Annotated in this window: 17 protein-coding genes, 1 tRNA gene and 1 pseudogene; 9 read left to right on the forward strand and 10 right to left on the reverse strand. The window is 37.4% G+C overall.

What is annotated here, in order from left to right:
- The 3 genes and pseudogenes from ABID23_RS04125 to ABID23_RS04135 form a co-directional block, all read left to right on the forward strand.
- A pseudogene (locus tag ABID23_RS04125) lies at positions 1 to 107 on the forward strand (phage tail protein); the annotation flags it as partial.
- Positions 104 to 358: a tail protein X gene (locus ABID23_RS04130; protein WP_354189621.1), complete on the forward strand. Its 255-nt coding sequence runs from the start codon at positions 104 to 106 to the stop codon at positions 356 to 358. The pseudogene ABID23_RS04125 and the gene ABID23_RS04130, both read left to right, overlap by 4 nt.
- Complete coding sequence (locus ABID23_RS04135; protein WP_354189623.1) at positions 349 to 1,347, forward strand: phage late control D family protein; 999 nt, start codon at positions 349 to 351, stop codon at positions 1,345 to 1,347. Before ABID23_RS04130 ends, ABID23_RS04135 begins: the two co-directional genes overlap by 10 nt.
- A gap of 492 nt (positions 1,348 to 1,839) precedes the next feature.
- Here the strand turns inward: ABID23_RS04135 and ABID23_RS04140 are convergent.
- Positions 1,840 to 1,916 (reverse strand) — tRNA-Met (locus ABID23_RS04140).
- A 164-nt stretch (positions 1,917 to 2,080) separates the two neighbouring features.
- Between ABID23_RS04140 and ABID23_RS04145 the strand changes: the two genes are divergently transcribed.
- Positions 2,081 to 3,037 carry a Gfo/Idh/MocA family protein gene (locus ABID23_RS04145; protein ID WP_354189625.1) on the forward strand — a complete coding sequence of 319 codons (957 nt, stop codon included), beginning with the start codon at positions 2,081 to 2,083 and terminating at the stop codon, positions 3,035 to 3,037.
- 49 nt (positions 3,038 to 3,086) lie between these two features.
- A complete protein-coding gene (locus tag ABID23_RS04150) occupies positions 3,087 to 4,205 on the forward strand; it encodes a DegT/DnrJ/EryC1/StrS family aminotransferase (protein ID WP_354189627.1) in 1,119 nt (372 codons plus the stop codon).
- A 203-nt stretch (positions 4,206 to 4,408) separates the two neighbouring features.
- Here ABID23_RS04150 and ABID23_RS04155 read toward each other — a convergent pair whose 3' ends face one another.
- Both ABID23_RS04155 and ABID23_RS04160 read right to left on the reverse strand, forming a co-directional pair.
- Positions 4,409 to 5,071, reverse strand: coding sequence for a hypothetical protein (locus ABID23_RS04155; protein ID WP_354189629.1), 663 nt, complete (start codon positions 5,069 to 5,071; stop codon positions 4,409 to 4,411).
- A 27-nt stretch (positions 5,072 to 5,098) separates the two neighbouring features.
- Complete coding sequence (locus ABID23_RS04160) at positions 5,099 to 5,695, reverse strand: DUF1134 domain-containing protein (RefSeq protein ID WP_354189631.1); 597 nt, start codon at positions 5,693 to 5,695, stop codon at positions 5,099 to 5,101.
- Between the two features lie 212 nt (positions 5,696 to 5,907).
- Between ABID23_RS04160 and chpT the strand changes: the two genes are divergently transcribed.
- A complete protein-coding gene (chpT, locus tag ABID23_RS04165) occupies positions 5,908 to 6,546 on the forward strand; it encodes a histidine phosphotransferase ChpT (RefSeq protein WP_354189633.1) in 639 nt (212 codons plus the stop codon).
- A 205-nt stretch (positions 6,547 to 6,751) separates the two neighbouring features.
- Here chpT and ctrA read toward each other — a convergent pair whose 3' ends face one another.
- Positions 6,752 to 7,453, reverse strand: a complete 702-nt coding sequence (gene ctrA / locus ABID23_RS04170) for a response regulator transcription factor CtrA (protein ID WP_354189635.1) — start codon at positions 7,451 to 7,453, stop codon at positions 6,752 to 6,754.
- Positions 7,454 to 8,021: 568 nt separating this feature from the next.
- Here ctrA and ABID23_RS04175 point away from each other — a divergent pair.
- The gene (locus ABID23_RS04175; RefSeq protein WP_354189637.1) at positions 8,022 to 8,408 is read left to right on the forward strand and encodes a flagellar export protein FliJ; all 387 of its coding nucleotides are present in this window, start codon (positions 8,022 to 8,024) and stop codon (positions 8,406 to 8,408) included.
- A gap of 130 nt (positions 8,409 to 8,538) precedes the next feature.
- On the opposite strand, the gene sciP is transcribed toward ABID23_RS04175, so the two are convergent.
- Complete coding sequence (gene sciP, locus ABID23_RS04180; protein WP_004863244.1) at positions 8,539 to 8,814, reverse strand: CtrA inhibitor SciP; 276 nt, start codon at positions 8,812 to 8,814, stop codon at positions 8,539 to 8,541.
- 369 nt (positions 8,815 to 9,183) lie between these two features.
- On the opposite strand from sciP, the gene mnmA reads away from it, so the two are divergent.
- Both mnmA and ABID23_RS04190 read left to right on the forward strand, forming a co-directional pair.
- Entirely contained in the window at positions 9,184 to 10,413 is a 1,230-nt protein-coding gene (gene mnmA / locus ABID23_RS04185; protein ID WP_354189639.1) for a tRNA 2-thiouridine(34) synthase MnmA, read from the forward strand.
- Between the two features lie 1,590 nt (positions 10,414 to 12,003).
- Positions 12,004 to 12,912 carry a cation diffusion facilitator family transporter gene (locus ABID23_RS04190; RefSeq protein WP_354189723.1) on the forward strand — a complete coding sequence of 303 codons (909 nt, stop codon included), beginning with the start codon at positions 12,004 to 12,006 and terminating at the stop codon, positions 12,910 to 12,912.
- Positions 12,913 to 14,667: 1,755 nt separating this feature from the next.
- Here ABID23_RS04190 and ABID23_RS04195 read toward each other — a convergent pair.
- The 5 genes from ABID23_RS04195 to ABID23_RS04215 form a co-directional block, all read right to left on the reverse strand.
- Positions 14,668 to 15,573: a metallophosphoesterase family protein gene (locus ABID23_RS04195; protein WP_354189641.1), complete on the reverse strand. Its 906-nt coding sequence runs from the start codon at positions 15,571 to 15,573 to the stop codon at positions 14,668 to 14,670.
- Positions 15,574 to 16,371: 798 nt separating this feature from the next.
- Positions 16,372 to 18,462 carry a hypothetical protein gene (locus tag ABID23_RS04200; RefSeq protein ID WP_354189643.1) on the reverse strand — a complete coding sequence of 697 codons (2,091 nt, stop codon included), beginning with the start codon at positions 18,460 to 18,462 and terminating at the stop codon, positions 16,372 to 16,374.
- The gene (locus ABID23_RS04205) at positions 18,459 to 21,263 is read right to left on the reverse strand and encodes a DUF4159 domain-containing protein (protein WP_354189645.1); all 2,805 of its coding nucleotides are present in this window, start codon (positions 21,261 to 21,263) and stop codon (positions 18,459 to 18,461) included. The genes ABID23_RS04200 and ABID23_RS04205 overlap by 4 nt, the downstream gene beginning before the upstream one ends.
- Positions 21,260 to 22,171 (reverse strand): DUF58 domain-containing protein, encoded by a 912-nt coding sequence (locus ABID23_RS04210; RefSeq protein WP_354189647.1) that lies wholly within the window; start codon positions 22,169 to 22,171, stop codon positions 21,260 to 21,262. Before ABID23_RS04210 ends, ABID23_RS04205 begins: the two co-directional genes overlap by 4 nt.
- A gap of 2 nt (positions 22,172 to 22,173) precedes the next feature.
- Complete coding sequence (locus ABID23_RS04215) at positions 22,174 to 23,205, reverse strand: AAA family ATPase (RefSeq protein ID WP_354189649.1); 1,032 nt, start codon at positions 23,203 to 23,205, stop codon at positions 22,174 to 22,176.
- Positions 23,206 to 23,222 lie beyond the last annotated feature (17 nt).

The following is a 23,222-nucleotide window of genomic DNA, read 5'->3' on the forward strand; positions in this document are numbered from 1 at the left end:
AAGACCACGATTATATCAGCAGCTCTGGTCAATCGCAGCGTATTCGCTATTCCATTACTCTCTTGCCCTTTTTCAATGGCGGAAAACCACAAGGATATACGCAATGAAGATACCCCAAAAGCAGGTTGTTGTAGAGCTAGAGGATATGAGTCTTGATCTCATCTGCTTTGAACATGCCATGTCTGTTTTAGGAGATCGTTTCCAAGTTGGGCTACTGAGAGGCTATTTAGAAGCTACACTGGAAGCCAATCCGGATGTTGCCAAATATGGTGCTCTTTTACCGTTGGGCTTAAATGTTCTTCTGCTTGAATTTGTTTTTGTTAATCCTCAAAGTGCGGTGAAGCGGTTATGGGATTAAGACGCACACATTCCTTTATTGTGGTCAAGGTGGGAGATAAACCTGTTCACGAGGTTTTTTACCAACGTCTTTTAACGGCAACCATCACGGATCATGCTGGCAATGAATCTGATACATTTGAAGCAGAGTTTGATGATATTGGCAATGATTTAGAGGTTCCCCAAAACAACAGCACTCTACAGGTGGTTTTTGGTTATGAGGGAAGCATCAGTGCTTTTATGGGGTGTTTTGTTGTCGAATCGGTTGTAAGTTGTGGTGGCAGTGATGGAGAGATTTTGCGCCTTTGTGGCAAAAGCGCCTCGATGCGCAAGGAACTCAAAGAACAGGTGAGTGAACATTTTGACCACAAAACCACTGGTGAGATTGTTGAGACACTTGCCAAACGCCATGGCTATCAAGCAAAGGTCAGTCCTCAGTTCACTCAACAAACTTTGCCTTATGTGATTCGTACAGATCAATCGGCTGTTGATTTTCTAACCCGCCTTGCTGACCGTATGCAGGCACGCTTTTTGATCAAGGACAATAAGTTTTTATTTTTAAGCGGTGACAATTTACCAGCACTCGACATCCATAAGCACGACTGTTCTAACTGGGAATTCACATTAGAGCCACGCACGCAATACGGCACCATAGAATCTTCTTATTTTGATCGCTCAACAGGGCGGCAGTTGTCAGTCCAGCATCAGACGGGTTTTTGTGGTTCTGTGCGGCGTCTGCGCAGTTGTTATCCTTGTGAGGAGGAAGCACGAGCTGCTGCTGCTTCAGAATCAGATCGACTTTGCCGTGCTGTGGGCAGTGGTTCTTTGACCCTTGAGGGGCGACCAGAAATCATGGCGGATCAACCTCTGCTTCTTCAAGGGTTTCGTATGCAAATTAATGGTCCATGGAAAGCTTCCACTGTCACCCACTGCTATGAGAAACAAAGCGGTTATACCACAGAAATTACCTTTGAGGCACCAGACAAGGGAAAAGAGGCAGGAGAAAAATAAACCTCTGAGTGACAGAACATCAAAGGGGCAACTTGACTCTTTGATCGGTGTTGAAGAGTATTGAGACCAAAATCAAAAGTTCGCACTTTGGTGTGGAGGTAAGGAATAGGTGCAACTTGCACCAATTGCAGACTGAAGAGCAATTTGGTCAAGTTGACCGAATTCCTTAAACGCTTCTTTCTTTTAATAATGTACTTGAATAATGTGTTTGGGGTACGGAAAAACTATCAATCAATTTAAGATAAAAGAGGTGAACACATCTTATATACGCTGCTTCTCAAATAATACGATTCCAACTCAATGATTGATCATCAAAAATTGCGATTTTGAGCAGAAAAGAAAAAGAGACTTTAAATGATCTTTGAAAGGTCTTTGAAGACCCTTTGAGAACACCTTTAAAACTCTTTGAAAAAAAATAAATTGGTACAAAACCTAGTGGCAAAATATACAAAACCTAGTGACAAGCTACAACAGACATAAACAGAGATAACATGGTAGCGGAGGAGGGATTTGAACCCCCGACACAAGGATTATGATTCCTCTGCTCTAACCTACTGAGCTACTCCGCCAGAATAAACAGGAAAACTTATTTTATCTTTTGGGGATATAAAAGGTAGAATAGTGAGATGTCAAGCATCGTTTTTAAGCTTTTTGCTTGTCATTCTATTTCAACCCCGATATGGAATAGAAGAAAATATATTTTTTATATGATTAAGTAAGGTAATGCATAAAAATGGTGCCACGTGTAGCGGTTTTAGGATGTGGTTATTGGGGTGGAAATCATATACGGACACTCCACGAACTTGGGGCTTTAGTGGCCGTTTCTGATGTTGATATTGATCGTACTGCAAGTTTTGCAGATATGTATGGTGTTAAAGCTATTTCTGCCGATAATCTTTTTACTTGCAAAGATATTGATGCGCTTGTGCTAGCGCTGCCTCCACAATTTCATACAGAAAATGTGATACGTGCCGTGAAAAATGGTAAAGATGTCTTGGTTGAAAAACCAATCGCTTTAAATATTGCCGATGCCGAGCGTCAAGTTCAGTCTGCTAGGCAATATGAACGGCTCTTTATGGTGGGGCATATTTTGCGGTTTCACCCTGTTTTTGAAAAAATATGTGAATTGGTGGCAAATGGAGATTTGGGGGATGTACGTTATATTTATTCTCATCGGTTAGGTTTTGGAAAATTTCATACACAAAGTGATGCTTTATGGGATCTGGCTCCTCATGATCTCTCAATGATTTTGGCTTTAACAGGATGTGAACCTTTGGAAATTCGGGGTGAAGGAGCTGCTGTCATTGATCAACATTTAGATTTTGCTCATATTCATATGGATTTTCCAAATGGGATTCGTAGCCATCTTTTTGCTTCGCGTTTTAGTCCTTATCGTGAAAGACGTTTAATTGTTGTTGGCACAAAGGCTACGCTTATTTTTGATGATCTAGAGCCGTGGAGTCGTAAATTGGCATTACATAATTTTTCTGTTTGGAAAGAGAATCAAAAGTGGAATTTTCGTAATGACGATTTGAATTATATTGAGGTTTGTGAAGATTTACCGCTTACGCGTGAATTACAGCATTTTCTTCATTGTATTGTAACACGTCAAATACCTCGTACAAATGGTTATGATGCTATTAATGTTTTACGTATTTTAACGGCTGCTAGTATCAATTATCATAAATGAAAGAAATAAGCAGTGCTTTTGCATTATTACGATGATTAATGGAGTTAATATGCAATTCATCGACCTTGGAGCGCAGCGTGCGCGTATTGAAGACAAAATTAATTCTGCAATTGCGCATGTAGTTGCCAGCGGCAAATATATTTTAGGGCCAAAAGTAACAGAGTTTGAAGAGCGATTAGCAGATTATCTCGGCGTTAAACATGTAATTGCCTGTGCCAATGGGACGGATGCATTGAAGATGCCTCTTATGGCTAAAAATATTGGCCCTGGGGACGCTGTTTTTTGTCCTAGCTTCACATTTTCTGCAACAGCTGAAGTGGTTGCATTGGTGGGAGCTGAACCTGTTTTCGTGGATGTTTTGCCTGATACGTTTAATATTGATGTTGAAAGACTTTGTGAAGCGATCGAAATGATTAGAAAAGAGGGACGTCTTCAACCAAAGGCAATTATTGCTGTGGATTTATTTGGACTTTCTGCTGATTATGCACAAATTGCTAAAGTGGCGGCAAAAGAAAATCTTTTTGTTATTGAGGATGCTGCTCAATCGATGGGGGGAAGACGTGGCAATATCATGTGTGGAGCTTTTGGTGATGTCGCCGCAACAAGTTTTTACCCTGCAAAACCATTAGGATGTTATGGTGATGGAGGGGCCATGATGACCAATGATGATGATTTGGCTGAGCTTTTACATTCTATTCGGTTTCATGGTAAGGGGGAAACGCAATATGACAATGTGCGTATTGGTATTAATTCGCGTTTAGATAGCATTCAAGCTGCAATTTTGCTGGAGAAACTTGTTATTTTTGAAGATGAGATGGAAAAGCGTGGGGCTATTGCTCGGTATTATTCCAATTCTTTAAAAGATATTGTTACAGTTCCAGAAGTGGAAGAGAGTAGCCGCTGTGCTTATGCACAATATACGATTAAGGTGAAAGAGCGTGACAAGCTAAAGGACTATTTACAGAAAAACTCAATTCCGACAATGGTGTATTACAAGACTCCATTGCATCAACAACGAGCTTATAAACATTTTTCTTATGTTAAAAACGCTCTTCATGTTTCTGAGACTTTAGGAGATTGTGTTTTAAGTTTGCCAATGCACCCTTATTTAACGCATAATGATCAGGATATGATTATCCAGAAAATAAGAGATTTTTATCATTTTTGAGAGAGTGTTTTATCTTTAAAAATCTTTATTAATGGGGCTGTGTTTGATTATATCTATTGAAAGATATTTTTGAAATTGTAACTAAAAATAAAGCAAAAGTTAGAGGCTATGCTATGAAAAGCATAGCTTATGATATGGGTTTATACCTAATTTTTTTCAGGATGAAAAATTTAACGTTCACGCTAGATATTTACGTAAAGTTGTTAAAAAAATAACTTATGTAAAGAATTTTTTTTAATATTGGTTATTTTTTTACGAATACGTGATGCCAGATCATCTTTGCTTTTAGATTTTTGGATAAGTCTATTGATGGGGGATGCTTCACCTTCTTTTAATGCGATTTGAGCAGTTAATGTCGCTGCTAATTCCTTTATTTCTTCACGCAGTTCATGGAGAAGTTGCAGGTTTTTTGTGGTGTCAAGCGCATTGGTTTGAATATTTTGTAAACGTTGCTGATAATTTGCAATTTTTTCACGCATAGTTTTGATTTCCATCATGAAAGTATTCGTTGTGATGATATTTTGTTCGGTGGTCGTCGCTGCTTTAGCAGAAGAATTTGCACTTTGTGTGGAAAGACATAATCGATAAAGTTGTTCCGTTATTTGGCTTAATTGTATCTTCTGTTGAGCATATTTCTTTTGTAAAAAATTGTATTTTTGTTCGTTATGTGCCAATTCGACAGCATGTTTTGCACAGAGAAAGTCGTAGTTGGCTTGTACTTCAGTGTAGGATAATGGAAATTTTGTACAGACATATTCGCGTGCAAAATGAATAGCTTTTCGCCAAATAAGAGGAGAAAAGAGCACCAATAACCAAGTAGTGAAGGCAACTCCGAGAATGAAAAAAAGAAATGATTGGATAAACATAAATTTCCTTTTCAATTAAGAGTTCATTTAAAATGGGTTCCATGTTGGTGTAGGAGTTAGTTTTAAATATCCTACATTAATACCAAGACGTGCACCAATTCCTGTACGTATCGGAACCAATAAAACATTCTTATTTTTAAGAACATGAAAACCAACACCTGCAATTAAATAGGCCGAACCTGAAATACCACCATAGCGTCCCCATAAATTATTTATATTATTAAGATCATAAATGAGAATCATTAAACGAGAACCTTGTCCACCAAAATCCCATCCAACGGAAGGCCCTTGCCAAAAAACTTTATGATAACCATAGCTTTTGGTAAAAACTTTTCCTTCTCCGTAGGTTAATCCAGCAAAGAAGGCACCAGAAGCCTCTTCCCCTAAAATATAGGCATTTGGATAACCATATCGCGAAAAAATATTTTGAATTGCAACAGCTAAACCGCTGGCGGTTTTTCCAAAAAAAGTATGACCTGAATCGATGATTTCTTGCAGAGAGTAATGAGGCTCGTTTGGATCGATTGGCTGGGGATGAGCATTTGCAGAATTTATGATGATAAATAAAAGGAAGATTAAAAATACAATGTTTTTGTACCAGCGTATAAGAAGAGAGAGAACCATAGAGTTTTTTCCTTTTATCAGTTACAAATAAGGAGATAATATTAGGATTTTCATTCTATTCAAATAAAAAATAAGATGTAAGGTTATTTAAATTCTTGAATTTGTTTCTAAAAAATGAGCGTATTTTTTTTAAGTATCTCATATCTGTGCACTGGATGTTAAGAATTTTGCTTTAAAGCAGAGTTTTTTTAACTTTAGGAGTTTTTAGTCATATGACATTTTCTGTTGCTTTGAAGTCTACTGATCTTGCTGCTCTACTTTGTAGCCGCATTTGCCACGATCTGATTTCACCAGTTGGCGCGATTCAAAATGCAATGGAGCTCTATGATGAAGGGGGATCTGAGGAAGATGCCTTACAATTGGTGCGTTTATCCGTTGCAAGTGCTTCTGCACGTTTGCAGTTTGCGCGATTGGCTTTTGGTTTTGCAGGAACAAGTGGGGGGCAAATAGATACACGCTCTGCTGAGCAGGTTGCTCAACAATATATGAAAGAAGAAAAAGCAACTTTAACATGGCAAGCTCCTTCTCTTCTTTTGCCCAAAAATGAGATTAAACTTTTACTTAATTTATTATTAATTGCAAATGCAACAGTTTCCCGCGGGGGAGACATTGTTATAACGATTTTGCATAATGAGAATATGCGTTCTTTCCGATTTGAGATTCATAGTACAGCTTTGCGCATTCCTACTTATTTTATTGCATTATATAATGGAGAAATTCAGGAAGAAATTACTGATGCTCATGTCATTCAATTTTATTATACAGTCTTGCTTGCTAAAATGACAGATATGAAAATCAAGATTGAGGAAACTGAATCGCATGTTATTTTGGAAAGTGTGAAGAAGCTTTGAAGAAGACAACATTTAAGTTGTATAAATTATTAAGAAAGGAGGGTTTAAATTATAGTGGTTAATAATCGTAAACGGCTTTTTGAAGTCCTTAAATGTTAAGAATGATTGATCAATAAAAAATTTTGTGCGCGAGCCTTTACACTGTAACAGAGAAAAAATCTCGGCCCGCTACACTCCGAGATTTTACAATGTGTATTTTCACTGCTTAAGCGGTCTTACGAATATTTTCTTCAATTGGATCACGTAATACATAACCTCGTCCCCAGACTGTATCAATGTAATTCGCATGAGGAGAGACCGCTTCTAACTTCTTTCGTAGTTTACAGATAAAAACGTCGATAATTTTAAGCTCTGGTTCATCCATTCCACCATAGAGATGATTGAGAAACATTTCTTTGGTGAGAGTTGTCCCCTTACGTAGAGAGAGAAGCTCTAACATTTGATATTCTTTACCAGTCAAATGAACTGGATGTCCAGAAATTTCAACAGTTTTTGCGTCAAGATTCACGGTAAGATCGCCGGTAACAATAACAGATTGTGCATGCCCCTTTGAGCGACGAACAACCGCGTGAATACGCGCAATGAGCTCATCCTTATGGAATGGTTTTGTCATATAATCATCTGCACCAAAACCAAAGCCGCGTACTTTATCTTCAATGGCATTCATACCGGACAGGATAAGGACAGGAGTTTTGATTTTTGCCAATCTTAAGGTCCGTAGGACATCGTAACCTGACATATCAGGTAAATTTAAATCAAGCAGAATAATATCATAATCATAAAGCTTTCCTAAGTCGACTCCTTCTTCTCCCAGATCAGTAATATAAACATTAAAGTTTGCTGACTTTAACATTAACTCAATGCTTTGAGTCATTGCTTTATCATCTTCAATCAATAATACGCGCATTTTTAAGTCCCTCATTTTGCTTCTTACGAATCATAAGTAGCATTTCTATTTTAAACAGTTGGCAAAACCACTATTTATAAAAAAACAATTCATAGAATCAAACACTTAATTAAAAAGTATTTATGAATATTTAGTAGTACGCGTAACATTCACTACTAAGTCCCCCACTATCCATGATAGTGGTTAACAAAATATTTTTATTTTTGGAAGAGGCTTCAAAATTATTTTAGAAAAATCGTATATTTTTAAATTGAATAAAAAAAATGATGCGCTTTTCTCTTAAAGTTAAGCTTTCAAAAAGTGTAGTAATAGATTCTTTTAAATTACTTTTTACCATTTTATTTTTTATTTACCGAGCTTTAAATTTCTTCCTTTTATAGTGGAGATGAAAAGTGAAGAAATGGTTATTTTTCTTTAAAGTATGTTCTGTTCACAGAGGCTTTATGAGGAGAGCCAGAAAGTGATAGTTTAAAATTAAAAGTGGACTGTTTTTGTCAGAAAAAAATGGAACTCACAATATTAGGTAAGAATACAAATTTTGAGTTGGCGTAATCAAGGAGTTATCAGTATGAAGCCACGGAAAAGTGTAGTGCGATTGAGGATGTTTCAAGCGCGTGGGAAGAGACGTGAAATTGCACAGCTTGAGATGATGATCGCAGAATTTGAGCGAATGGTATTAGAGTTGGAAGCACAAATTATTAACGAAGAACGCAAATCTGGAAATAATGATGTTCACCATTTTGCTTATTCTGCTTTTGCGCGTGCCGCACGACAGAGGCGTGATAACTTGGTAAATTCGATTCGTGATTTGCAACTTCAAAAAACAAATGCTGAAATTGCTCTCCATGAAGCCAATATGGAGTTACAACGTGCACAACTCCTTGAAGAGCGGGAAAAGAAGGAAGATGCAGGGGACAGAGGCACTTTAGTTCAATCGAGCACAATGACTGGATAGTGTAAGCTGCAATTTGAAAATAAGTTTTTTGTAATGTTTAATATGCAGAAGAATCAAAACAGCCAAACCTTTTTAAGTTTGGCTGTTTGAAAGGTATTTTGAGCCATTATCGAATCACTATCAATGGCGATTAATGCCTGTAATGTTGGATTCTGGTTGTTCGTAACCCCGCTAAACCATGTTCATCAATTAAACTTTGCCATGAAAGAAATTCTTCTACAGTCAAAGTATAACGTTGACATGCTTCATCAAGACTTAACAATCCACCTCTGACAGCTGCAACAACTTCAGCTTTGCGACGAATGACCCAACGCCTTGTTGTTTTTGGTGGTAGATCAGCAATCGTCAGTGGACTTCCATCTGGCCCAATAACATATTTCATTTGTGTTTTTATCAAGTTGGTCATTATATCCTCTACCTTTAGTCAAGGACTCGACTCGCTTGTAAAACATGAAATTTAAAAAAGAGCTAAAACTGTCGAAAGAAAAAATTAATCAAAGTCGGCCTGTATGTAAAAAATATGATGCAAAGTAAAGCAGCTAGAATAGTTCTTTTTGCACTGTTTTGTTAGTTTTTTAAGAGTCAAAAGGATTTTCAGAGTGCCTTATTTTCATCATTGTTTTCTTGTTTGCAATCGCTTTTAAGAAAGTCATGCTATTGGTTGTGAAAAGGATAAAAAAACAATATATAAAGGATGATAAATAGCATAAAAAAATAGAATGGTATATATTAAGGATAGTCATGAATGGGTGTCCGCTAAATAGAGAATGAGCGTATGTTTTTGAACAGTCTTGATTTACCAGGATCACCTGAGAATTCCCGTGTTGTTGTTGCGATGTCGGGCGGGGTTGATTCATCGGTTGTTGCGGGTCTTTTAAAAAGGGAAGGTTATAACGTTATAGGGATTACGTTGCAGCTTTATGACCATGGTGCTGCAACGCATCGGGTGGGGGCGTGTTGTGCTGGACAAGATATTGAAGATGCACGCCGTGTATCCGAAACATTGGGGATACCTCATTATGTTCTTGATTATGAAAAACGATTTCGTGAAGCTGTGATTGATCCTTTTACAGAAAGTTATGCGCATGGTGAAACGCCTGTACCGTGTATTGCATGCAATCAAACAGTCAAGTTTGCTGATTTACTAGCAACAGCACGTGAGTTAGGTGCAGATGCTTTAGCAACGGGACATTATATTCGTTCACGTCCGCATGGGGCTCATCGCGCGCTCTTTCGCCCTCTTGATGCTGATCGTGATCAGAGTTATTTCCTTTTTGCAACAACACAAGAACAAATTGATTATTTACGTTTTCCACTTGGGGATCTTCCAAAAGCACGTGTTCGTGAAATCGCAGCAGAAATGGGCTTTGTTGTTGCCAATAAGCATGATAGTCAGGATATTTGTTTTGTTCCACAGGGAAAGTATTCTGATGTTATCACAAAATTGCGTCCTGAGGCGGCTAATCCCGGAGTTATTGTGCATATTGATGGGCATGTGTTAGGAAAACATTCGGGAATCGTTAATTATACCGTTGGACAACGTCGTGGTATTGGTGTGGCAACGGGGGAAGCACTTTATGTAGTTTATCTTGATGTGGAAAATGCACGTGTTATTGTTGGTCCACGTGAAATGTTGGAAACACGTAAGCTCTTTTTGCGTGATGTTAATTGGCTTGGTGATGAGTCATTGGATAACTTCTCTCTTGATGGTGTTGAGGTGGCTGTAAAAGTTCGTTCAACACGTCCTCCTCATCTTGCTCGTTTGCATTATAAAGAAGGTATTTTTTCTGTTGACTTATTGGAACATGGAAGTGCTGTAGCACCAGGACAAGCTTGTGTTTTTTATGATAGTAATGATGGTGAAGCACGTGTTTTAGGAGGAGGATTTGTTACACATTCGCAACGTGCTGCTGATACTGAAGCTATGTTGAAACGTGTTTTGTGTAATCAGGAAACAAAAGATGATATTGTTTCTGGAATTAAAACAACTGCTTCTTATAAATAAAAGTGATACATCTCCTAGAGCTTTTTACAACTTTGAGTATTATTACCTTTAGTCGTATTTTTTAAAATCATTCCAATAGATGCCCCCAGTGTTGTTATTAGAATATTATGGGTATTTTGCCAAAATCATAAGCTACGGGAATATGAAAAGTTTCTGATTTTTATTGTACATGGTTTATTTCCTCCTTCTATTTTCAAAATGAAATGCTATTCTTTTTATTGTTTTTGCTTACTGTACAGGGTATGTGGCAGAAGAGAAAAGAGCATAAAGACGAGAATCTAGATTGTTTAGAGTTTTTTTAGTGTCATTTACATTAGAATTTTGCGTATAAAGTATTTTTCGCACTTATTATGAAGAATGGTGATTGTTGTGCAGTAAAAGGGGATGCGAAGGGGAATAATAATATAATTATTCGCAAAAGCAGTGATAGTGCGAAAACGACACACAAATATCATGATTTCTATCAAACCAGAATACAAGTTTTTTTAGAAAGACCTTATATTTATATCAATATGTTAAGTTAAACAGTCGTGATTATATAGCAATAAACATAGGGGAGTGTATATCTATATGATTTTTTATAAAATGCTATAAAAGGGATATGCTGGTTATATTTTTTCTAGAAAAGGTGTAAGTTTGGAAGGCTTTCTATCGCCATAAGTTGTGCGAAGGAAAAAATTCTAATACAGCGATGCTAGCCATATAACCTTGTCTTCAGAAATAGATTGAGTTTTCTATCCAATCAGATTTTACGAATCTTGTGACTATTTCCGAAATGTATATGGTTTGTTGTATAGCTTCTTCAAGCTCGTATCGGCGTTTTTGGTCGTTGTTTCCGTTATTAGATATGAGATATTTGCTTTATTTTGAAGAAAAAGATGAAAAAATGCATTATTTTTAAACTTATAGTAGAATTTTTGTTGACATTTTACAACTATAGGTATATATTATAAATACCGAGTGCAATACAATATATTTTGTTTTCGTATCGGGTGCAGGGATTTAGGTCCCCGCTATTTCCTAAGCTCTGCATATCCTTAATTTTTAAGGGAAAAGAATCTGGGTCCCCAATGCCCAGATTCTTTTTTTGTGTGGATGGGGGAATTGTTTTTGTCTATCATGTTTTGTGATGCAATTGGGGTATAGGATTGCAGGGGAAGCGCTAAGGGATTTTTTTGCTCTACATTAGGATATTATTGTAAAAAATTTGATAAATGGCGTCATCAATATGATACGTTTGAGAAAAAACAAGTGTTTTTCTATCATAGAGCCATTATAAGATACTCAAAAATTTATGAAATAGAGTTTGATTTTTCTTATTTTATTTATATTCGTGTTGCTCTATTCATTATTTTAGATCGTACCATTGGATTGTTACTGTGATAATAATGCTATGTATATGAGGGAAAATAAAAAATAAGATAAACAATAGGTTATTTAAAATAAGGGTAAGTGTTTGGGATGAGAAAATTACTTATTATTTTATGAATTTTCTGTAATATTGAGAAAATATTGGGGTATGTCAAAAATATCAATATGTTATAGGATCAAAAGTATTATTTCTCATCGAGTCAAGAAAAGGGTGTGATGGTGAATGTAAAAGTCAATATACAAAGTTTAACCATATACTCTATCTTTGTTGCTTGTATCGTTTTTTCTTTGAAATATTGGGCATATTATATCACTGGTTCAGTTGCACTTTACTCTGATGCATTGGAATCAATTGTCAATATATTAGCCTCAGTAGCGGCGTGGTGGGCTGTTAAAATAAGTATGAAGCCAGCAGATTATGACCATCCTTTTGGGCATCATAAGGCGGAGTATTTTTCTGCAATTCTTGAAGGGATACTGATTATTATTGCAGCCATGGTTATTTTAAGAGAAGCGTGGCTTGCTCTCTCAACTGTCAAACTGCTGCAAAAACCGGGGATATGGCTGGTTATTCACCTTATTGCGAGTGCCATAAATTACATGTGGGGTTTTGTGTTGTTGCGGCAGGGAAGAGCCCACCGTTCACCAGCTCTTAAAGCTGATGGAATGCATTTCATAACAGATGTTTTTACCTCACTTGCTATTTTAATTGGTTTGATTGCTGGTTTTTTAGGGGGGTGGGAAGTTGTTGATCCGATTTTAGCGATCATTGTTGCGGCCAATATCCTTTTGCAAGGTTGGAAAATCATTAGGAGTGCTGTTCAAGGCTTGATGGATGTTGGAGTTGAACTAAATGAAACTATGCGGATTCGTGAGCTTATTTCTGCAAATGCACATGGAGCTCTTGAAGTTCATGACCTGTTAACACGTGTTGCTGGTCGCGTTACTTTTATAGAGTTTCATTTGGTGGTACCAGCCGCAATGTCAGTAGGAGAGGCACATCAGATTTGCGATAAAATTGAAGGTGTTCTTCAAAAAGAATTTGATAATGTGCGTATTTCTATTCATGTCGAACCTGAAGAGGAGGCTAAATTGCCGCCAGGAACAACAGTTGTTCCTTTTATATAGAACAATTTGCCTGAAATAATCGATAATAGTGTGAAAAATGAGTTTCTTCAATACATATTAAAAATCGCGATGCTTGTCTATTTTTTAATATTAATAAAGTTGAAGTGAATATTCAAGGTAGGAGTTATTCAGTAAGGTTTTGAGATACATAAGAAGTAAGATGGCAATATAATTTATTAGTTTTATGTTATATAAAAAATAATATAGCAAGTTTCCTTTATTGTAAGTCCTTTTATCTTGAATGAAAGACAATATGCTTTTGTAAGTTATGAGTAGTATGGGGGAAAAGCTTTAAAAATTTCTTATAAACCACTTTAATGTAGTTAACACAAACCTGTTCGTATTGGTCAAATAAAACGTTCATGTTCATATCATAAGTGAAACTGGTGTATGGATAAAACCACTTTAGAATGAATTCTGAAAAATATTAAAAACATTTTCAATTTATTATTGCAGCCATGGTCATTATTAAGAAAAATTATAACATTCACAAGTTGGCAAATAAAAAATGATGGTGATGACTTATTCCCTAATAAGTGTATAGGTGGTGTTCAGTGAATTTTACAGTATATCTTTTACGGGTGCTATTGCAAAATAGGTTTAGGAGCAATGAGAGATATCTCTTTAAAAAAGCATGTGAATTGGCAATATAATGATATTCTATTTTGTATGAGGGACGTGGCATTCATGAAAGAATGCGAGAAATAAAAGCTTGAGATTATGCACAATTTTTATTTTTTTTAAGATATTTGGGGATATTTTTGAAAGCCGTAAAGCTGCTTGCAAGAGAGGTGGTAAAGATGGAAATTGGTTTTGACTCATGAAACTTTGTATTCTCTCTCAATATTATGTATCTCTTGCATGGAGATGATTTATAAGAGGTATTTTACTCTCCTCTTAAGTGTTTGCTATTCACCTGTTATCTTCAACTTATGATGCGAAAACAAATTACTTGATTTTGGTTAATATGAACAGGTTTGTAATGAGAAAAGATTACGATATTCGCGGTTTTCATTCAATATGTAATACGTATAGTTATCATTATAAATCAATATGTTAATAAATTATGCACTTTTCCAGTGAGGCTATCGTTCAATTTTGGAGATCAGTCAAACAGACATACGAAATACGCTCTTTCTAACCTGGCATGTAAAAGTTAGAATTCTATACAAAATGTTCAATCGCTTTAATATTGCTTTCAAATGAATGAGATGTCGATAACAGGCAATAGAAAAACAACAAGCCAAGAAAAATAATGCCATAAAATGCAATATTTGCCAGATATGAATGAAGAAAAGATCGTAACTTTTTATAAAATATTAAAGTAACAGTAATCATACCATATTGCGTTTTGTGTTTACTTACCCTCACAGGGAGCTGTAGAAATTTATCGCCTTGTCCTTCAGAAAGACCAGTTGCAAAGAATATAGGGGCACTATTTCTATTAAGCATATAAAAGGAAGATGTGACATGGGAAATAGAGTTTCGTGTAACTTTATCATCTAAAAGTACTAAAAATTTTTGAGCAAGCGTGCGCTCTTGTAATGTTTTTTCTGTCTCTGCTGGTGGTCCTCATTCTGAGAAAGGCATGTTATCATTATCGAATTCAAAAAAACACACAGTTATTCGATTTGTAATCAGAAATGTTCTTTTGGTGTGGAGACAAGAAAATTATTATTGAAAGGATATGAAATACACGATGTTTTTCATTGGTTGGTCGTTTTTGCAAATTTGAGGTTTTTTCTTATAAAATATTTAAAGATCAACTATTTCAGTACAGGCGATTTCATTTTTTGGATTGATCAGACTATAACGTTGCAATTGGCAGTGCCATTGAGAATTTTCACCATCAATGGCAAATAAATTAAAGCTTGCGGGTGGTGTTTTGTTATCACCAAAGGCTTGTGATGCAGAAGAAACGCCAACAATAGGAATTTTTCTTACTGTGCCTTTTATAATATTCAATGTAGGGAGGTGGGTATGACCGTGAAGAATGAGCTCACATCCGTGATGCTTGATAACATTGAGAAAACGCTCAATCCCCCATAACTTTTTATGCCAAGAGGTTGCATGATGAAAGGGGGGATGATGTATCATGACAACACGGAAAAGATCACGTTTTGCAGCTTCATTTAAAAGTTGTGATAACGCTTGTGCTTGCGTTTTGCCGAAATATCCAGAAGCTTGAAAAGGTGGTGTGGCAATTGCTGATGAGGCACTTATAATGGCGATATTCTTGCGAATGCGCATATAAGGAAAGGGAAGGGAAGAATTTTGAGGAAAATCTCCTGTAATCCAAGGTTGAAATAGAGAACATGCTTTTGAGAAAGCACCACGAACATAGGCATCATGATTACCAAATGTTAGAGAAATATTTTGAGGTTGCCCTTGGTTGAGCAACCAATTCCGTGCTTGCTCAAATTCTTTATCAAGCGCAAGGTTGACAAGATCACCAGAAATTAAAAGATGATCAGGATTGGTCTTTTTTAAAGTGTTCATTAAAGTTTTTAGAACATTTGTTGCCATTTGTCCTTGGCGGTTTTTTTGCCAATTCAGATAACCAGTCAGACGTTTTCCACAGAGTTCAAATAAAGAAGGGGATGGCAGAGGTGAAAGATGTAAATCTGATATATGTGCAAGGTAAAACATAGACGTTAGCATAGCGCTGAAAACAATTTAGGCAATAAAAATATAAAATACGCTGATGCGTTTTTGTGGTGAGAGAACACCGAGAAATGAAAAACAGTTTATCAAAATGGCTAGAAAAACCTTTGGAAAATTTATGCTTCATTGTTTTTTGAATGGTAAATCGGAGTGAAATTATTGCAGGTCTCTTTTTGACTGATCTCTGAAATGGGAAGACAGTTTAATTAGAGAAAATGGGTGTGTTGCGAGGGGAAAACATTAAGTCTTATCTTTACTACCTTTTTTAAGCAGTTTTATGGTTCTTAAAAATATTTCAAAATAGCTTCTAAAGAATAGAAACTATGCATAACCTACACACTTTTGTTTATCGTGTTCTTGAATAAGATCATGCTTTTCATGAAGGACAGAGCTTTTTTAAAGAGATATCTCTTAAGGCTTCCAAGTCCATTTCACGCCTAGGCTCTTGAATGGTATGATGTAAGAATGATTGAGCAAAGCTATCTTTATTCTTATGAAGATACAAGCGAGCGCTCTGATTTTGTCGGTTAACTTATGAGCAGTTGCTAAGAGCTCTTAAATTGAAAGAATTCATAAAAGTGATTTTAATTTTTTTCTAAAACACTTTTTTGTGTATATGCCAGATGCATTTACAATATGAAAATGAATTGTTTTATTTAGATTTAATATAAACAGATTTGAAATAAGATAAAAACTCCTTATAAATCAATATATTGTTAAATTATAGTGTACATAATTTCATTGTTTTTTTAGAATGAATTGCGTTTTTAAGTTGCGGTATAAATTCTCAATTTTTTAACGGCTCTCACGATACCACATGCTATTCAAGAGTAACAGGCAAGCAAGGAGGGCTATAAGACCGGAAAAGATTGAAAAATAGAAAGTATCGATTAAACGGGTTTCCGTGGCTTCTTTTAAAACAATTGAGTAAGCAGGAGACAGTGGTGGACTAGCTTTTGATTGGATCAGCTTGATTGAAGGAAGGTCAATGCCTTTTTTTTTGTGTAAGCGCCCAATATACCCACCGGTTTTTTTTATGATGGGAGCGAGTTTTTCTTCCGTTGAAATTAAATCAAATAATTCAAGATTATCAACTATACCTACAGAAGAAAGCGTTGTTAAATCACCATTTTTGATGGTAAAAATTCCTGTTTCATTTGTATGAAGAGTTGCTGTAAAGATGCCTTCTTTTTCTTTAGTAAGGGTGATATTTTCTTTTTTTCCAGAGGGAAAAGTTATTTCGGCTGGTTCTGGCTGATCTTTGAGTGTTTGGCGCTGAATGATTAAACGATGGTGATCGCTGGTCGCACTTAACTTTTCCTCTTCAAGTTCTGGTTCTTTCATAAGCCAATGGGAAATTCGGCGATAGAGAGCGGCATAAGGACCTCCTCCCTCGAAACCTCTTGCCCAAAGCCAACTTTCATCAGAAAGCAACATACCAACACGCCCTTTCTCTACATGGGAAAGAATTAACAATGGTTGGTTATCAGCTCCTTTCATGAGAGCAATGCCTTTGTGTATGTTTTGAATAGAAATTTGTCGTAGCCATTGTCCCCATTGAGAGGCTGGATAAGCAGGTGTTTCAAGATCCCTTGTAACCGGATGACGTTCACCCTCTTTGGTTAATTGAGGGCGAAAAGGCTTTTGAAGAATAGCACCTGTGGGTAAGGCAGGTAGGACGCTTATTAAAGGCGTTCTTGCAAGTGAGTTTTGTTGGGTAAACTCAGGTCCTGTTACCATCAGCAATGCACCACCCTTTTGTACATACTGAGCGATATAGTCATAATAGATCAATGGGAAAACAGAAGAATGTTGGTAGCCATCAAGAATGATGAGATCAAAATTATTAATCTCTTCAACAAACAGTTTTCTTGTCGGAAAAACCACAAGTGATAATTGGCTTAATGGTGTATGATCTGCTTTGTTAGGAGGACGCAAAATAGTAAAATGAACAAGGTCAATATTGGAGTCACCTTTCAAAAGATCACGCCATGTTCGTTCACCGTTATAAGGTGCACCTGAAATTAGAAGCACACGTAAATTTTCTCTGATCCCTTCGATTGTCGTTATGGCACGGTTGTTTTCTAAGCTGAGTTCACCTTTATGCGCATCGGTAGCAACTTGGATGATATTTTTTTCAGCATGTGGAAGAGAGATAGCAGTTTTAAAAATAATACCAGGCGTCACAGAATAATGACCAACGTCTTGTCCATTAACGCTAACAGTAATATCTGCCCTCCTTGGGAGGAGCCCTTGAAACTTTCCTTTATCTTCTACCAAGATAGAGAGAGTTTGTGGTTGATTAATAAGGGCAAAGCGAGGAGGTGAAATAATTTTTATTTGACGGTCAAATTCATCTGACCTGCCTGTGATAAGAGCATTGATAGGCGCTTTGTTCTGAAGGTCTGAAAGGCGAGGGATATCATGCACTTGCCCATCGGTGATAAAAATTGTACCTGCATAACGAGACGATGGGACATCAGATATGGCTTGTGTTAAAGCATGGAACAGATTCGTTGAGGGCGCATATCGATTATCAGAAAGCCTTCCAGCCTCAATAAAACGAGGTTCAAATTGTGGGTAATGTGCTAAAGCTTTTGTTAATTGTCCGCGCGCTTTATCACTATCATTTGTTCGTGTACCAAATGTTTGACTTTGACTGCGGTCAATGACAATGCCTACGGTGCTTTTGAGCGGTTCACGTTGCTCTTTTATGATCATTGGATTCAGTAAAGCAAGGATAAGCGAGCTTAATGTCAGGAGGCGTAATAAAGACCCTTGGCGTTGTTTCAAGAGACCAATAATGACAAAAAGGACAGATACCCCTCCTAATAAAATAATCCAAGAAAGAGGTAAAAAAGGTTGAAAAGTAAAAAATGGTATCATTTCCTTCTTTCTCTCTTAAAACGTTCTAATAGCGCTGGGACATGAACTTGATCAGCTTTATAGTTTCCTGTCAGCACATAGATAACTATATTTAATCCTGCACGAAATGCCCATAGGCGTTGCATCGGATCATTGGGAATAAGTGGGTATTTCCACCTACCTTTTTCATCGAGAGCCCAAGCGCCAGCAAAGTTATTTCCAGTGATGAGAAGAGAACTTACATTATCACCTGATCCAAGAGAATTTTTGTTTTTTTTATTCGCTGACGACGATTCAACCCATAAGGGTGAACCACGATAGAGACCTGGAAAATCGGGCATAATATAGAAAGAGCGTGCAATAACATGCTCAGATGCTGCTGGTTCAATGGTTGGAATATTTAAGCCCTTTAAGATATCTCGTAATCTTTGTGTAGCTGGGGTAACTGTTCCTTCAAGATTTAAGCTGGTATTGATCTGATCGCGTGTATCGAATAAAATTGTGCCTCCGTGTTTCATAAAGTTATTTATTTTTTCAAGACTTTTTTGTGTTGGGAGGGGGCTATGAGGATCAAGCGGCCAATAAATGAGAGGATAGAAGGAAAGCTCATCTTTATCAAGATCAAGTGCTTTTACAGAGCCGGGTAAAAGCATTGTGCGCTCTGCGATAAATTTACTTAAAGCTTCTAAACCGCTCTTACTCGTTGTATCAATTTCATGGTTATGTGTTAGAATGTAAGCAAGATGTGTTGATCCGGCTTCTTGTACGATGGTCTCATAATAGTTTTCTGTGCTTTGTGCCTGAGTTATAGGTACATGTACAAAAAAGGCGATAAGACTTATGACAAGTGGAAAGACAAGGAGCACATGACTCTGCCGCCGTAGGAAAAAAGCCCCTCCCATCCATAAGACTAAAAAATGATCAAGGATAAATAATAAAATGGCTAATCCTAAAAATGGACCAATAAGATGTTTTTCTTTTATATCGTAAGATAAAGGGTTTTTCATGAAAGGTGGTAATGGTGACTGTTTCATCAAGTGCGATGAATGACTTAAAAGATTAAGTGCGTAAAAGTTATTTTTTACACCGTAGAGTCCCGGGGGGGTATGGTAGGAAGGAAGGGGGGGAGATTGGGGATCAAGAACCAGTGGAACGACATGTGAGGGAGGTGTTTGTAATTGTCCATCAGCTGTTATCGTGCGCCAAGGGCTTTGTATCGTTGTTTCCATTTTTACATGTTTTAGATTTGTGTTTTCATAAGTACTCAACGTAATGAGTTTTTGTAACATTTGTACAAAAAAGCCAGAAAGAGGGAGGTTTGACCATGTGGGATCAGGAGCAATGTGAATAAGAATAAGAGTTCCTTTTCCACGTCTGGCTGCTGTTATAAGAGGTGTTCCATCGGAAAGATTGAGCCATGTCTTTTCAAAAAGATCTGGGCTTGGTTCTGCTAGGATTTGGCGTGAGACAGTGACATCTTCTGGGAAGGACAGATCAGAAAATAGACTATTTTTTGCAAATGGTGCGAGTTTTTGTGGTCTGGTCCAAGACATAATACTACCAAGCGAACGCTTTCCATGACGCAATGGCACTGGAAGGAGGCTATCATAGTGCTCTGCCGCGCTTAGATTTTCTCCTGCAAAGCGGATAAGGGTTCCCCCTTTATCCACGAACTTAGACAGCTTTTTTTCTGCTTCTTCTGATATATTAACAATATCCCCCATAATAAAAACAGAAGGATTTTGTTTGAGTAAGTGATCAACATCCGTTGAAAGCTCTCTTCCTCCAGCTGTTATAAGCTGTGTATGTCCTTGTAATGCTTTGATAGTATAATAAAATGGAGAGAGTAAAGGCTGTACCATTTCGTTTGTATTTGGTGAAAGAAGGGCGACGCGGCTCATTCTATTATGACTGTCCACGAAGAAGGTTGCAGCTGCATGGGCCTGGGTATTAATTTTTATCCAAGCAATGTCATTACGCAGTTCCAGTGGGACATTAAAAGGAACAAACGTTGTTGTTTGTCCTTCAGGGAAGTTTCCTGTAAAGCGACCGAGAAGTTGATTGTTGGAATCATAAAGATTAAGGGTGGCTGGGGTATGACCGTGTACTGTTGAACGGATAACACGTGCTCCCATATTCTCATCGTTATTTTCTATAGCTGTTATGCCAATTAAATTGGAAACGTCAGTTACATACCATAAGAATTTTTTAGACTTTAATTGTTTAACAAGAGAAAAGGCTTGTTCATCTTCATTTGTTTTTAATCCATCACTTAAGTAAGCAATATCAAGAGATATTCCTTTTGTTATGTCAATCAGTTTGTTGAATGCATGAACACGATTGACAGGCCAAGGGTGGGGCTTTAAATGCATTAAACGTTGCTTTACAGTTCTCGCTGGAAGAGGTCCTATATTGGACAGGTCATCTTCAGCTGTTGCAATAAAATATACATCTTTTTGATGTTTTTCTGCTTGCGTAAGAAGAGCTTCAGCAGCTGTAACACGTTTTTTCCATTCTTTTACAGATGCCCACCCATTATCAATAATGAGTGCAAGGGGATGAGATCCAGAGAGTGTAATGGGATTTTGATTCCAAGTAGGTCGTGCTAAAGCGATAATAACGAGGGCTGCAATGGCGAGCCTTAATAAGAGTTGCCACCAAGGCGTATGGTTTGCAGTTTCTTGTTGATTGGTTGATCTAGGGAGAAAATGTAGAGGTGGAAAGAGCTCTTTACGAGGCGCTGGTGGCGTTATTCGTAGCAACCACCAAATAATTGGTAGGGATAAAAGTCCCAGTAACAGAAGGGGGGCAGAAAAACTCAAAGTGACCCCCCTATACGAGATGCAGAGCTGCCCATTATGCTTGAAAGCTGTAAAATGGTTTCTGTTAGGGGACGATTGGTTTGACTCACGTGGTAAGTCCACCCTTGGCGCGAACAAAAATGCATCAATTCTTGTCGCCTTGCTTTATAGAGTTTACAATAACGCTTGCGCAGACTTTCTGCTTTTCCGGAAAGGTACTTTTCTCCTGTTTCAGGATCAGTAAACTCTGTATGCCCTGTGTAAGGGAAGTTCTCTTCTGCAGGATCAACAATTTCGATTAAATGGGCGCTCACTTGTTTTGCGGACAAAATCGTTAAATGTTGAATAATATTTTCAGGCTGATCAAGAAAATCGCTTATGATGATGGCGTGTGAGAAACGCGTAAGCATTGAAAAATCTGGGAATGGACTTTCTTTTTGGTGGTTTTCTAAAGCGAAAGCTATACGTTCTATTGCATCGGATGCTATTGTGGGAGACATTAAGTTGGGGATAGCAATATGTTCGCCGCTATGTGCAAAAAGTGTTGCTAATGCAAGAGTCAGAATGATGGCATGATTGCCCTTAGAGATTTGAGAAAAACGTGAACAATAATGCATAGATGCACTTTGATCAGGCCAGATCCAAACAGTTTGTGCCATTTGCCATTCGTGATCACGGAGGTAAGTTTGTTCATCACGCGCTGAACGACGCCAGTCAATGCGGGTAATGGATTCTCCTTTAACATAGGGGCGAAATTGCCAGAAATTCTCTCCGCTCCCACGTTTACGTTGGCCATGTCCTCCGGTTATGAGTGTATTGGCTATCCGATGCGCTTGCAAAAGAAAATAGGGCATCTTTGCAGTGTCTTTATGCAGCCGTGCTGCAAGGGACATGGGAGATTTTTGGGGAACTTTTTTGCCAATGGCCATTTCTAAAGAGCATCTTTCATAAGATTTTTAATAATATCTGTTACGGTTATATTTTCAGCGCGCGCAGAAAAATTAAGAGCCATACGATGTTGTAATACTGGAGGAGCTAATGCTTCAACATCATCAAGTGAAGGGGCTAAACGCCCATAATAAAGGGCACGAGCGCGAACACAAAGTGAAAGTGCTTGCGATGCCCGTGGACCAGGGCCCCAAGCAACATAAGTGTTTGCAAGAGTGTTTTCTTTATGAGGGCGGGCTGAACGTACGATTTTTAAAATAGCTTCTATAACATTTTCTGAAATTGGCATTTTACGAACGATCTGTTGAATTTTTTGCAATTTTGAGGTTGATAAAATTGCTTTCACATTTTGTTTTTTTTCTTTTGTTGTTTCTAAAATGATACGTCGTTCTGTTGTAAGATCAGGATAATCAATATCAATTTGCATCAAAAAGCGATCCAATTGTGCTTCAGGCAGTGGATATGTGCCTTCTTGCTCCAGAGGGTTTTGGGTTGCAAGCACATGAAAAGGTTGAGGTAAGTCATAACGGTGTCCAGCAACAGTGACATGGTATTCTTGCATAGCTTGTAAAAGAGCTGATTGTGTACGAGGAGAGGCACGATTAATTTCGTCAGCCATGAGAAGTTGGGTGAAAATAGGTCCTTGAACGTAGCGAAAAGAACGTTTCCCATCTTTATCGGAATCCATAACTTCAGAGCCGATAATGTCCGATGGCATTAAGTCGGGCGTAAATTGGATACGCTTTTCATCAAGTCCTAATACGGTTGCTAAGGTTTCAACAAGACGTGTTTTGGCAAGCCCTGGGGCACCGACAAGAAGAGCATGACCACCAGCAAAAATAGTGATTAAAGCATATTCAATCACATGACTTTGCCCAAAAATAACTTTGTCAATTTCTTGTTGCAGAATATCCAATTCTTTGTACGTTGTATCAATATCATCAATGATCATTTGAGCTTCATTATTGATATTGCCTTTTTTTACAGAACTGGATGAGGGATCACGTTGGCTCATATTTTTTCCTTAAGGCG

It is taken from the genome of Bartonella silvatica (assembly GCF_040545155.1).
In the GTDB taxonomy this organism is placed as follows: Bacteria; Pseudomonadota; Alphaproteobacteria; order Rhizobiales; family Rhizobiaceae; genus Bartonella; species Bartonella silvatica.

What these genes read in the sequence shown, in the direction of transcription:
- chpT (WP_354189633.1), top strand. Translation starts at nt 5,908, where the DNA reads ATGACATTTTCTGTTGCTTTGAAGTCTACTGATCTTGCTGCTCTACTT.
- mnmA (WP_354189639.1), top strand. Translation starts at nt 9,184, where the DNA reads ATGTTTTTGAACAGTCTTGATTTACCAGGATCACCTGAGAATTCCCGT.
- ABID23_RS04210 (WP_354189647.1), bottom strand. Translation starts at nt 22,171, where the DNA reads ATGGCCATTGGCAAAAAAGTTCCCCAAAAATCTCCCATGTCCCTTGCA.
- ABID23_RS04130 (WP_354189621.1), top strand. Translation starts at nt 104, where the DNA reads ATGAAGATACCCCAAAAGCAGGTTGTTGTAGAGCTAGAGGATATGAGT.
- sciP (WP_004863244.1), bottom strand. Translation starts at nt 8,814, where the DNA reads ATGACCAACTTGATAAAAACACAAATGAAATATGTTATTGGGCCAGAT.
- ABID23_RS04150 (WP_354189627.1), top strand. Translation starts at nt 3,087, where the DNA reads ATGCAATTCATCGACCTTGGAGCGCAGCGTGCGCGTATTGAAGACAAA.
- ABID23_RS04135 (WP_354189623.1), top strand. Translation starts at nt 349, where the DNA reads ATGGGATTAAGACGCACACATTCCTTTATTGTGGTCAAGGTGGGAGAT.
- ABID23_RS04145 (WP_354189625.1), top strand. Translation starts at nt 2,081, where the DNA reads ATGGTGCCACGTGTAGCGGTTTTAGGATGTGGTTATTGGGGTGGAAAT.
- ctrA (WP_354189635.1), bottom strand. Translation starts at nt 7,453, where the DNA reads ATGCGCGTATTATTGATTGAAGATGATAAAGCAATGACTCAAAGCATT.
- ABID23_RS04175 (WP_354189637.1), top strand. Translation starts at nt 8,022, where the DNA reads ATGAAGCCACGGAAAAGTGTAGTGCGATTGAGGATGTTTCAAGCGCGT.
- ABID23_RS04200 (WP_354189643.1), bottom strand. Translation starts at nt 18,462, where the DNA reads ATGATACCATTTTTTACTTTTCAACCTTTTTTACCTCTTTCTTGGATT.
- ABID23_RS04155 (WP_354189629.1), bottom strand. Translation starts at nt 5,071, where the DNA reads ATGTTTATCCAATCATTTCTTTTTTTCATTCTCGGAGTTGCCTTCACT.
- ABID23_RS04195 (WP_354189641.1), bottom strand. Translation starts at nt 15,573, where the DNA reads ATGCTAACGTCTATGTTTTACCTTGCACATATATCAGATTTACATCTT.
- ABID23_RS04160 (WP_354189631.1), bottom strand. Translation starts at nt 5,695, where the DNA reads ATGGTTCTCTCTCTTCTTATACGCTGGTACAAAAACATTGTATTTTTA.
- ABID23_RS04215 (WP_354189649.1), bottom strand. Translation starts at nt 23,205, where the DNA reads ATGAGCCAACGTGATCCCTCATCCAGTTCTGTAAAAAAAGGCAATATC.